The organism is Cryobacterium zhongshanensis, assembly GCF_022760445.1.
GTDB classification, from domain to species: Bacteria; Actinomycetota; Actinomycetes; order Actinomycetales; family Microbacteriaceae; genus Cryobacterium; species Cryobacterium algoricola.
The window spans coordinates 869,682-881,890 of record NZ_JALGAR010000001.1 but is presented as its reverse complement, the minus strand read 5'-3'; the positions used below and the strand labels follow the sequence as shown (position 1 = coordinate 881,890).

At 69.5% G+C, this 12,209-nt stretch carries 7 protein-coding genes; 5 read left to right on the top strand and 2 right to left on the bottom strand.

From position 1 onward, the window contains the following. Window positions 1-35: 35 nt before the first annotated feature. A complete protein-coding gene (locus MQH31_RS04060) occupies window positions 36-422 on the top strand; it encodes a VOC family protein (RefSeq protein ID WP_243011014.1) in 387 nt (128 codons plus the stop codon). A gap of 109 nt (window positions 423-531) precedes the next feature. Here MQH31_RS04060 and MQH31_RS04055 read toward each other — a convergent pair whose 3' ends face one another. After that, window positions 532-1,260: an HAD-IA family hydrolase gene (locus tag MQH31_RS04055; RefSeq protein WP_134533070.1), complete on the bottom strand. Its 729-nt coding sequence runs from the start codon at window positions 1,258-1,260 to the stop codon at window positions 532-534. 85 nt (window positions 1,261-1,345) lie between these two features. On the opposite strand from MQH31_RS04055, the gene MQH31_RS04050 reads away from it, so the two are divergent. Continuing rightward, entirely contained in the window at window positions 1,346-3,559 is a 2,214-nt protein-coding gene (locus MQH31_RS04050; RefSeq protein WP_243011013.1) for a S9 family peptidase, read from the top strand. A gap of 153 nt (window positions 3,560-3,712) precedes the next feature. Next, window positions 3,713-6,925, top strand: a complete 3,213-nt coding sequence (locus tag MQH31_RS04045; RefSeq protein WP_243011012.1) for a DEAD/DEAH box helicase — start codon at window positions 3,713-3,715, stop codon at window positions 6,923-6,925. Window positions 6,926-6,953: 28 nt separating this feature from the next. Here MQH31_RS04045 and MQH31_RS04040 read toward each other — a convergent pair whose 3' ends face one another. After that, the gene (locus MQH31_RS04040) at window positions 6,954-7,484 is read right to left on the bottom strand and encodes a flavodoxin domain-containing protein (protein ID WP_243011011.1); all 531 of its coding nucleotides are present in this window, start codon (window positions 7,482-7,484) and stop codon (window positions 6,954-6,956) included. Between the two features lie 237 nt (window positions 7,485-7,721). Here MQH31_RS04040 and MQH31_RS04035 point away from each other — a divergent pair, with 237 nt between their 5' ends. After that, window positions 7,722-9,914: a putative bifunctional diguanylate cyclase/phosphodiesterase gene (locus MQH31_RS04035; RefSeq protein ID WP_243011010.1), complete on the top strand. Its 2,193-nt coding sequence runs from the start codon at window positions 7,722-7,724 to the stop codon at window positions 9,912-9,914. Further along, window positions 9,911-12,193, top strand: coding sequence for a putative bifunctional diguanylate cyclase/phosphodiesterase (locus tag MQH31_RS04030; protein ID WP_243011009.1), 2,283 nt, complete (start codon window positions 9,911-9,913; stop codon window positions 12,191-12,193). The genes MQH31_RS04035 and MQH31_RS04030 overlap by 4 nt, the downstream gene beginning before the upstream one ends. The last annotated feature ends 16 nt before the right edge of the window (window positions 12,194-12,209 follow it).

The window sequence follows — 12,209 nt, the reverse complement described above, 5'->3', positions numbered from 1 at the left end:
GAGACTCACAGAAACGGCCGTGTCAGGCTGGGAGCATGCTGATCAACCGCGTGCACCACATCGCCATCATTGCGAGCGACTACGAGCGCTCGAAACGGTTCTACCTCGATGTGGTGGGGTGCACGCTCGAAGCGGAGTACTTCCGCGCCGAGCGCGATTCCTGGATGGGCAAGCTCGCGCTGAACGGCGAGTACATCCTCGAGTTGTTCTCGTTCCCGGACACCCCGCCCCGCCGCAGCGGACCGGAGGCGCTCGGTCTGCGCCACCTCGCGTTCGAAGTCGACGACGTTCCCGGCGCGCGGGCCGAGCTCCTCGGCCGGGGCGTCGACTGCGAGGAACTGCGGGTCGACCCGAACACCCACAAGGCGATGTTCTTCTTCCGGGACCCCGACGGCCTGCCCCTCGAGATCTACCAGTCCTGAGGCCCCTGCGGTCAGCTGAGGTGTCGCATATCGACGTTCCGCCGGCCTTGGAACGTCGATATGCGACACCTCAGCGAGAGCGCTGAGCTCGTTCAGGGGGTCCTGGGGGCTACTCGGGGAGGAGTTCGAAGACGATGCCGGTGTCGCGGACGCTGATCCGCAGGCGGTCGAGGCTCGGCACGACGAGGTCGGCGTCGAGCTGGTCCATGGTGTGCGTTCCGGCGACACCGATCGTCAGGCATCCGGCCGCACGGCCGGCTTCGAGACCGGCTGGGGCGTCTTCGACCACGACGCAACGACGCGGGTCGGCGCCGAGCAGCTCTGCCGCCTTGAGGAACGGCTCCGGGAACGGCTTGCCGCGCGGGGTGTCGTCGATCGTCACGACCGTGGCAGGCACCGGGAAGCCGGCGGAGTCGAGCCGGCCGAGGCACAAGGACCGGGCGCACGAGGTCACGATGGCGCGGCGGCTCTCGGGAATGCTCTGCATGAGTTCCGCGGCGCCCGGCAGGATCTCGATGCCCTCGAGGTCGTCGAGTTCGAGTTCGAGCACCCGGGCGATCGACCACTCGATCTTGTCCTCGGGGACCAGGCGGGCCACCATCTGCCGGGCGGGCACCCCGTGCTCGGCACCGGTGAACGACGGGCCGAGGCCCGCTTCGGCACCCCAGCGCATCCACGCCCGGTTCACCGCCCGCGTCGAGTCGACGAGGGTGCCGTCCATGTCGAAAAGGACGGCGTCGAAAACCCGGCCGAGGAGAACGTGCCCGGCGGCGCCATCCGTGCTGCTGCCCGTGCGGTTCTCTGTCGTGCTCGCGGCGGTGGTGAGGCCCTGCTCCATGCTGTTTCCTTCCGTGAAGCCGCGATAGCCGGCTTCGGTACTCCCCCAATTCTCCCTCGTCGGAAGCCTCACTACGCTGAACACCATGACAACTGCTCCCCTCGGACCTCCCCTCGCCGCGAAGAAGCCCGTCGAACGACTGCACCACGACGACCTCGTGATCGACGACTACGAATGGTTGCGCGACAAGGAGAGCCCGGAGGTTCTCGCCCACCTCGAGGCCGAAAACGCCTACACGGATGCCCGCACCGCGGGGCTCGCACCGCTCAGGGAACAGCTCTTCGACGAGATCAAGGCCCGCACCCGCGAGACCGACCTCAGCGTCCCGGTGCGGGAGGGCAGGTGGTGGTATTACACCCGCACGGTCGAGGGCCAGGAATACGGCATCCACTGCCGGGCGCCGATCTCGGGCCCGGACGACTGGGCGCCGCCGATCCTGGATCCCGAAGCCGACGGCGCTGGAACGGCCGGCGTCGATGACGACGGCACCCCGGTATCCGTCGCCCTGCCGGCAGGACTGCCCGGCGAGGAGGTCCTGCTCGACGACAACGCCGAGGCGGCTGGCCACGAGTTCTACGCCCTCGGCAGCTTCGACGTGAGCGCCGACGCCACCCGCCTGCTGTACGCCGTCGACACCGAAGGCGACGAGCGCTACACGATCCGGGTGCGCGACCTCACGACGGGTCAGAACCTCGCGGACGAGATCACCGACACCGGCGAGGATGCGCTGTTCGAACCGAGTGGCCGCTTTCTCTTCTACACGACCGTCGACGAGGCCTGGCGCCCCGACACGGTCTGGCGGCACGAGATCGGCACCGACGCCGCGAACGATGCCCAGGTCTTCCACGAACCCGACGACCGGTTCTGGGTGGGCATCGGGCTCACCAGGAGCCGCAAGTACCTCCTGATCGAGGCAGGCTCGAGTGTCACGACCGAGACCCGGCTGCTCGACACGAGCGATCCCACCGGCGACTTCGCGGTCGTCTGGGCCCGCAGGGACGGAGTCGAGTACGACGTGGAGCACGCTGTTCTCGCCGGGGAGGACCGGCTCCTCATCGTGCACAACGACCAGGCCGTCAACTTCGAACTCGTCGACGTCGCCGCGGGAGACCCGCACGGCCCGCAGCGGGTCCTGCTGCCGCACGACGAGTCCGTCCGGCTCGAGGGTGTCGACGCGTTCCGCGACTTCGTCATCGCCGAGTACCGGCGCGACGGGTTGACGCAGGTGGCGATCGCGTCCCTCGGGGCTGCGCCGGAGGCATCCGCTTCGGCAGCCGGAGCCGCCGGCCCGCTCACCTTCACCGAGCTCGCCTTCGACGAACCGCTCTACACCGCGGGCACCGGGGCGAACCCCGAGTGGGAGCAGCCGACGATCCGGTTCGGCTACACGAGCTTCGTCACCCCGTCGGCCGTGTACGACCTCGTCGTCGGAACCGGCGAGCGCCGCCTGCTCAAGCAGCAGACCGTGCTCGGCGGGTACGACCCGGCCGGGTACGAGCAGCGCCGCGAGTGGGCGACCGCGGCGGACGGCACCCGCGTGCCGATCTCGCTCGTCTACCGGAGCGACCTGGTCACCCCCGGCGAGCCCGCGCCCACGCTCCTCTACGGGTACGGGTCCTACGAGATCAGCATCGACCCGACGTTCAGCGTGTCGCGGCTCAGCCTGCTCGACCGTGGACTGGTCTATGCGATCGCGCACGTGCGCGGCGGCGGCGAGCTCGGCCGGCTCTGGTACGAGCACGGCAAGGAGCTGGAGAAGCGCAACAGCTTCACCGACTTCATCGACTGTGCCAGGCACCTGATCGATGCGGGCTTCTCCTCGCCGGACCGTCTCGTCGCGGAGGGCCGCAGTGCCGGCGGCCTGCTGATGGGCGCCGTCGCGAACTTCGCCCCCGAGCTGTTCTCCGGCATCCTCGCCGGCGTGCCGTTCGTGGACCCGCTCACCTCGATCCTCGACCCCTCGCTGCCCCTCACCGTCATTGAGTGGGACGAATGGGGAGACCCGCTGCACGACGCAGCGGTGTACGCGTACGTCAAGTCGTACTCACCTGTCGAGAACGTGCGGGACACGCACTACCCGCGCATCCTCGCGGTCACGAGCCTCAACGACACCCGCGTGCTCTACGTCGAACCGGCGAAGTGGGTCGCCCACCTGCGCGAGGTCGGGGCGGATGTCCTGCTCAAGACCGAGATGTCCGCCGGCCACGGCGGGGTGTCCGGTCGCTACGCCCGCTGGCGGGAGATCGCCTTCGACAACGCGTGGATCCTCGATGCGGCCGGGGTTCATCCGCTGCCCTGAGCCGCGGGAGCGTGAGAGCATGGGGGAATGTCGCAGACCGGGCCCCTTGCACCGGCGCCGGGCTGGCGGATGCGCGCAGAGCCCCCCGCTGGACCGCCCACCGGGACACCGGGGAACGCAGGAACCGCCTCGAGAACCGATACCCCGACCGCGATGGGACTCCAGTTCGAACTGCGCGAGCTGACCCCCCGCACCGATGAACGCTGGCGTGGGCCGACCGCGCAGACGGTGACGAGCCTGCGCGGCGGCCATGGCACGCTCAGGCTCGGTGTGCGCCCCGTCGTGCTGAACGCGCGCGGCAACTGGGTGCGCGGCAGTGTGACCTGGAACAAGATGAGCTTCCACGTGAACCGGCTCGCGCTCAATCCCGAGCACACCCGCTGGCTGAGCGAGCTGTGGGCACTGAACCGCGCGGTGCGCGGGGTGTACACGAACCAGGAGTCGGACTGGCTCTACCTCGACGATTTCGAGAGTTCCCTGCTCTGGGCGCACCTCGGCGAGGCGCGCCGCCTCGGGATCGCGCTCGTCGGCACGAAGAAGGGCGTGACCGTCTCGGTGGGGTCGGAAGCCGTGGTCGGACTCGACGTGACGCAGGCCGCGGCCGCTGCCACCGCGCGTGCGGCTGCCTCCGGCGGGCCGACCGGCCTCCGCCTGACCACGACACTCACGATCGACGGCACTGAGCGGCCGCCCGCCCAGGCCGGCGCGATCGGCAGCCACGGAGTCTACGTCTACTCGCAGACGACGCCCTCGGCCTCGCTGCCAACCTCGACCTCGACCTCGACCGCGCCGAAATCCTCGCCCAGGTCCCCGGCCCTCGCCCTCTCGTTCCTCCTCGCCCCCACCCGCGGCCCGCTCAGCCCGGAGCAGACCCGCCTGCTCGGGCTGCCCGCCACCGTCGCCGTGCCCGCGTCCGAGACGGCCGAGTTCCTCGGCGATTTCTACCCGAGCCTCCGCCACGCGCTTCCGGTGACAAGCACGGATGCCTCGGTGAGCTTTCCGGAGGCCGCCGCTCCCCTCCTGGTGCTCACCGTGCGCTTCCTCCCGAAGCAGGCGCTGAGCCTCGCCTGGGACTGGGAGTACCGCGAGGGCCGGGCCGTCACGCGCGTCGCGCTCGGCCACGGCCCCGGCCCCGACTCCGGCGGCCGGGACGCGGCCGCCGAGGCCGCGCTCCTCGCGGCGGTCGAGTTGCGGACCCAACACCTTCCCGAGCGCCGCGACGGTGTCTTCTCCGCACCTCAGCCGGGCAGCGCGCCCGGCTCGGCCCCGGACACCCTCCGCGGGCTCGACGCGGCCGAGTTCACCGCGGACGAGCTCCCCCGGCTCGAGGAGCTGCGGGGGCTGCGAGTCGACCGGATCGGCGCGGAGCCCGGCTACCGCGAGCTCACCGCGACGCCGGAACTGACCATCACGACGGTCGAGACGAACCAACGGGACTGGTTCGACCTCGGCGTGATCGTCACGATCGACGGCCGCACGGTGCCGTTCGGCCCACTGTTCAAGGCGCTCGCCCAGGGCAAGCCGAAGCTGCTGATGATCGACAACACCTACCTCTCGCTGCGCCAGCCCGCGTTCGAGCGCCTGCGGACGCTCATCGACGAGGCCCGCAGCCTCACCGAGTGGGAGACCGGGCTGCGGATCAGCCGCTACCAGGCCCAGCTCTGGGCCGAGTTCGAGGATCTCGCCGAACACACCGAGCAGGCCGCCGCCTGGCGGTCAGCGGTGTCCGGGCTACTCGAACGCACCCGCGCGGTCGACGACGACGACGGGCACGGCCTCCTCGAACCGGTGCCGGTGCCCGCGGGAGTGACCGCGACCCTGCGCCCGTACCAGCTCGACGGTTTCGCCTGGCTCGCCTTCCTCTGGAAGCATCGCCTCGGCGGAATCCTCGCCGACGACATGGGCCTCGGCAAGACGCTGCAGGCGCTGGCCCTGATCGAGCACGCGACGCGCGAGACCGACCCAGGAACCGCACCCGGGCCAGAAACCGCACCGGGTTCGGCACACGCGCCGGCAGCACCGCGCCGCCCCTTCCTCGTGGTCGCGCCGACCTCCGTCGTCTCCAACTGGATCGCCGAAGCCGCCCGCTTCACCCCCGGCCTCCGCGTGCACGGCGTCGAGACCACCCAGTCGACCGTCCTCGGCCGCGGCGGCACCACACTGGCGGATGCCGCCCTGCACCACGACGTGATCGTCACCTCGTACACGCTCTTCCGTCTCGACTTCGCGGCCTACCGCGCCGAGGGCTGGGCCGGGCTGATCCTTGACGAAGCGCAGTTCCTGAAGAACCACGCCTCCCGGCTGCACACCTGCGCCCGTGACCTCGACACACCGTTCAAACTCGCCATCACCGGGACGCCGATGGAGAACCGGCTGCTCGAACTCTGGTCCCTTTTCGCGATCGTCGCACCCGGGTTGTTCCCGTCCGCCCGCAGGTTCAGCGAGGAGTACGTGCGCCCGATCGAGAACCGCGACGAACACGGCCTGCGACCGGCCGGCACAACGGACGACGGAGAGCGACCCGGAAACCCGGCGCTGGTCTCCCGGCTGCGCCGCCGCATCCGCCCCCTGATCCTGCGCCGTACCAAGGACGTCGTCGCCCGCGAACTCCCCGAGAAGCAGGAGCAGGTGCTGCGGATCGAACTTAACCCCCGGCACCGGGCGCTCTACGACACCTTCCTGCAACGCGAACGACAGAAACTTTTCGGGCTGATCGAAGACCTCGACGCGAACCGATTCATCGTGTTCCGATCGCTGACCCTGCTGCGGATGCTGAGCCTCGATCCGTCCCTGCTCGGCGACACCTACGCGGACGTGCCATCGAGCAAGCTCGACGCCCTCTTCGACCAGCTCGACGACGTCGTCGCCGAGGGCCACCGGGCGCTCGTGTTCAGCCAGTTCACGTCGTTCCTCGGCAAGGCCGCGGCACGACTCGACGCCCAGGGCACCCCGTACTGCTACCTCGACGGCTCGACGCTGAAGCGCTCCGAGGTGATCGACCGGTTCAAGAGCGGCACGGCGCCCGTGTTCCTGATCAGCCTCAAGGCCGGCGGCTTCGGCCTCAACCTGACCGAGGCGGACTACGTGTTCCTGCTCGACCCGTGGTGGAACCCGGCGACGGAGACGCAGGCGATCGACCGCACGCACCGCATCGGCCAGACCCGAACGGTCATGGTCTACCGGCTCGTCGCCGCGGACACCATCGAGGACAAGGTGATGGCGCTCAAGGAACGCAAGGCGCGGCTCGTCGGGTCTGTGCTCGACGGCGCCGGCCTCGACGGTTCGGCGCCCGACGGCGCTGCGGCGGCAGCGGATGCCGGCGACGACTTCACCGCAGACGACATCCGGGCGCTCCTCGCACCCTGAGCGCCGCCGGCGGGCGACCGAGCCTGCCCTACGCGGACGCCGGCAGCTCGGCGGCGATCGTCGCAGCCCAGGCGTCGATCGCGACCCAGTCACGGAAGTCGCCCTCCGGGAGCAGCTCCCGGCCGGCCGGGATCATCCGCACCAGTCGGTCGCGGCGGCGCAGCGCCTCGGGGTTCAGTGCTCCGAAGAACACCTTGGTCCCCAGTGGTTCCAGTGCGGCCACGAACTCGTCGAACTGCTTGGGCTCGGCCTCGAGGATCAGTTCGCGTCCCTCTGCATTGCGGGTCGCGGTGCCGAGCGGGCCGCTGCTGAACAACCAGAGCGGGCGGGAAGTGAGCAGCTCAAGGTTGCCGCGCACGAATTCGACGGCGTCCTTCCGCCAGGAGCCCATGTATGCGGCGCTGCCGATCACGAACGCGGTGTACCGGTCGGGAGTCTCGACGACCGAAACGGGTTTCGCCTCGGCGTCACGCCCCGCCTCGCGCAGCTTCCGCGCGATCCGCTCGGCGATCCCCTCCGTGGCACCGTACTTGCTCGAATACCCCACCAGAACCACCACGGTCCGCCTCCTGTGCCTTAGGTCATGCCTGCACTGCCATTCTGCTCCTCCCCGCGACTGCGGCGGCCCGGCAGACCGCCCCTCGTTCGGGTGGCCGTGACGGATTTCGGGGGCCTCCCCGCTGATATGCTGGGCACACGCAGGCGGAGGGCACCGGTAACCATGACAACTCTGGCTCGCCACCTCGGCACTTTCGCTCGGTATGTGGCCTCATCAGGCAATTGGCTTGTCTGGTTCATGTGCCTCCTGCTTTCCGCCTATACGGTCGGGCTCGTCGCGCAGGGCTCGGACTTCAGCCCATTCGTCGATGTCTGGCTCGCGATCATCACGAAGCTGAGCCTCGTCGCCGTGGCGTGGACCGCCGTCGTGCGCGCGGGCTTCGACCGCCGCGAAATCGTGTTCTCGGCGAGCGCCATCACCCTCGTGGTGGCAGCGGACAGCTACGCCTACTTTCGGCCAGGTGACTCCGACCAGTCCCAGACCCTCCCCGACATCGGATACTTCTTCTTCTATCTCCTGATCGTCGCCGCGATCGTGACCCTCGCACGTCGGCAGCGCCGCGCCCCGGGCTGGCCGGTCCTCCTCGAGGGTGCGATCGGAATCCTCGGCGCCGGCTCCGTTCTCGCGGCACTCCTCACCCCGATCCTCTATTCCGCCGACACCACCATCGAGGCCGGCGCGACCGCCGTCGTCGTGACCTACCCGCTGTTCAATGCGATGCTCGTGCTCGTGATTGCCGGCACTGCCGCGACCCAGGGGCCAGATCCCCGCAGGCGCTGGATGCTGCTCGTTCTCGGGCTGATGATCTTCTCAGCGACCGAGATCGTCTACCTCCGCATCGGAGAGGCCTACGTCACCGGCACCTCCCTCGACGCGGGCTGGGCGATCGGACTCGGCCTCGTCGCCGTCTGGATCGATTCCTCGTCGCGCCAGACCGGAACGCACAGCCACGCCCAGGACAGCATCGCCGCCGTCGCCGTGCCGGTCGTGTCGACGGGCGCGGGCCTCGGGGTGCTGATCCTCGCGAGCCAGGTGCCCGTGACCGGCTTCGCCATCGCGCTGGCCGCGACCGCCCTCGCCCTCGCCTCCCTCCCGCTCGTCTCCCGGCAGATCGTGCTGCGGCGCCAGGCTCGGACGGACGACCTCACCGGGCTGCCCAACCGGCGCGCCCTGTACGGCGATGTCACCGCCCGGATCACGAGGGAACCCCGGCGTCGCCGCGCCCTCCTTCTCCTCGACCTCGACCGGTTCAAGGAGGTCAACGACAGCCTCGGGCACAACGCCGGCGATCGTCTGCTCGTGCAGGCCGGCATCCGCCTGTCGGACCAGCTGCGCGAAGACGACCTGCTCGCCCGGCTCGGCGGCGACGAGTTCGCGATCCTGCTCGACGACGTCGGCCACGGCGAAGCCGTCGACTTCGCCATCCGGGTGCGCGCAGCACTCGCCGTGCCGTTCACCCTCGAGGGCATCGCCCTGCAGACCGGGGTGAGTGTGGGCATCGCCCTGTACCCGGAGCAGGGCAGCGACCTGACCGGGCTGATGCGCAAGGCCGACATGGCCATGTACAAGGCGAAATCGACCAGAAGCGGCCACCACGTCTACCGCAGCAACGACGACAGTCACGGCGATCTGCGTCTGCGCACCCTCTCCGAGCTGCGGCTCGCCCTCGAGGACGACCAGCTCATCGTGCACTACCAACCCAAGATCGACCTCGCATCGGGGAGCGTCGCCGGCATCGAAGCCCTCGTGCGCTGGCAGCACCCCACCCGCGGGCTGCTCTTTCCCGACCAGTTCCTCGTGCTCATCGAGGAGGCCGGGCTCATGCACGCCCTGACCCAGCGGGTACTCGCCGTCGCGCTCGATCAGGCGAAGGTCTGGACCGCCTCCTGGACCGGGGACCTGCCCCTCTCGATCGCCGTGAACCTGTCGGCGAGTTCCCTCGTCGACGCCGAGCTCCCCGAACGGATCGAAAACCTCCTCGCCGAGCGTGGTCTGCCCGGCTCGGTGCTCGAACTGGAGATCACCGAGGACTTCCTGATGAGCGACCGGGCTCGAGCCAGGGACATTCTGGCCAGACTCCGCGCGAACGGCATCAGCATTTCCATCGACGACTTCGGCACCGGCTACAGCTCGCTCGCGTACCTCCGCGACCTGCCCATCGACGAACTGAAGCTCGACCAGTCCTTCGTCTTTCCGCTCAAGGACGACCCGCGCGCCGCTGCGCTCGTGAAGTCCTCGATCGAGCTCGCGCACGGCCTCGGGCTGCGCATGGTCGCGGAGGGCGTCGAGAATGCCGCCACCTACGAGGCCCTCGCCGCATTCGGCTGCGACCAGGCCCAGGGGTTCTTCATCTCCCGGCCCATCCCGGCGGATGCCTTCGACCAGTGGATCGCGGACCGTCGGTCGGTCGCGGAGCCGGTCGCGTCATGACGATCCTGCGCGGAGGCGCGCGCACCCTGAAGTCGCCGGACGGAGCCCCGGAACCCTCCGCCGGGCAGCCCTCGAGCCGTCCGCTGTGGATCATGGGCGTCCCGCTCGCAATCTACCTCGTGATGCTCCTCGGCAAGGGCAACGGTTACCGGGTCCTCGTCGACTTCGTCCTCGTCGAGCTCGTGGGAGTGGCGGCCGTCGTGGTCTGCTGGACCGCCGTCCGCCGGGCCGGCTTCGTCCGGCGGGAAGTGACGCTCGCCGCCGCCGCGGTCACCTGCAACGTCCTCGGCGACATCAGCTTCACCGTCTCCACCCGATTCTTCGGGGGCCCCGGCTCCCCCTCGGTCGCCGACGTGTTCTATCTGGCTTTCTACGGCCTGATCCTCTCCTCCCTTTTCGTCACCGCACGGCGGCAGCTCCGCAGGGTGCCCTGGTCGGCCTTCCTGAACAGCGCCGTCGGCTCGGTCAGCGTCGCGGCGTTCATGGCCCTCCTGCTCAACCCGGTGCTCGTCGCTGCATCCGCCGAACCGTTTTCCCTCGAAACGGTCATCAGCCTCGCCTACCCGTTGCTCGACCTGCTGTTGATCGCGGCCATCGCGGGAGTTGCCGCACTGTACGGTCGGCACGCCGGGCGCGCCTGGGTCGCCCTCATCGCAGGCCTCGTGATCGTCACGGGCGCCGACGTGATCTACGCGCTTCTGGACGGCGGCTACGCCCTCGGCACCCTGCTCGATGCCAGTTGGGCGATCGGGCTCGTACTCGTCGCCGTCTGGGTGGACCGGGCGTCGTACCCCATGATCGGGTCGGCGCGGGAACCGAACGGTGTGATGGCATTCGTCGTTCCGGCGATCGCGACGGCCGCGGGGCTCGGGATCCTGATCTATGCGACCCAGGTCCGCATTTCGGCGCTCGCGATCGGTCTCGCCAGCGTCACCCTGGCCCTCGCCGTCTTCCCGATGATCTCCCGGGAGCGCGGGCTGAACCACCTGTCCCGCACCGATGACCTGACCGGGCTGCCGAATCGCCGGGCCATGTATTCCGACGTGGCTGCGCGCCTCGCCTCCGACCGGAAGCAAGGCAGTGCGCTCCTCCTCCTCGACCTCGACCGGTTCAAGGAGGTCAACGACAGCCTCGGTCACGACGCCGGCGATCGGCTCCTCGTGCAGGTGGGGGTGCGCCTCGCGCGCGAGCTCGGTCCGCTCGACCTGCTGGCGCGGCTGGGCGGCGATGAGTTCGCAATTCTCGTCGCACGGAACAGGGATGGCGAGGCATCCGCCCTCGCCGATCGGTTGCGGGCGGCGCTGGCCGTGCCCTTCACCCTCGAGGGGATTTCCCTGCAGACGAGTGTCAGCATCGGCATCGCGCTGTACCCGAGCCACGGCCGCGATCTCAGCGCCCTGATGCGCAAGGCCGACACGGCGATGTACGTGGCGAAGTCCTCCGGCAGCGGGTTCCACGTCTATCAGTCCGACGACGACCGGCACAGCGAGGTGCGCCTGCGCACCCTGCAGGAGTTGCGGGACGCGCTCGTCGAAGGCCAGATCACCCTGCACTACCAGCCCCGCATCGATCTCGACACGTCGGAAGTCACGACCGCCGAGGCCCGGATCCGCTGGAATCACCCGGTGCGCGGACTGGTGCAGCCCGCCGATTTCATCGATCTCATCGAGGACGCCGGCCTCGTCAGGGCGCTGTCGGAAATCCTGCTCGTGCAGGCGCTCGATCAGGTGGTCGTCTGGCGGAACCGGGGGCTCGACCTCGGCGTCGCGATCCGGCTTCCCCCGGCCGCCCTGATCGACGCCGGACTCCCCGAACACCTCGGCGCCATGATCGCGAATCGCGCGTTGCCGCCGTTCGTGCTCACCCTCGAGATCGGCGAGGAGTTCCTGCTCGCCGACCAGTCCCGAGCGCGCGCGGTGCTCAACCGGTTGCGGGGTCAGGGCGTGCGGATGTCCATCGACGACTTCGGTACGGGCTACAGCTCCCTCGCGCTGCTCCGCGACCTCGCCATCGACGAACTCCGCCTCGACGAATCGTTCATCGTGGCGATGGGGCACGACGAACGCTCGTCGACGCTCGTCAATTCCGCGATCGCCCTCGCCCACAGCCTCGGGCTGCGGATGGTCGCGGAAGGCGTCGACAGCGACGAGGCCTATGCGGCCCTCGTACGGTTCGGCTGCGACTCCGCCCAGGGCGACCTGTTCGGCGAGCCGCTCCCCGCCGCCGAGTTCGACGCCTGGCTGGCCGCCCGCATTGTCACGGAGCAGACCCAAGAGTAGAACGAGGAGTGGAGAG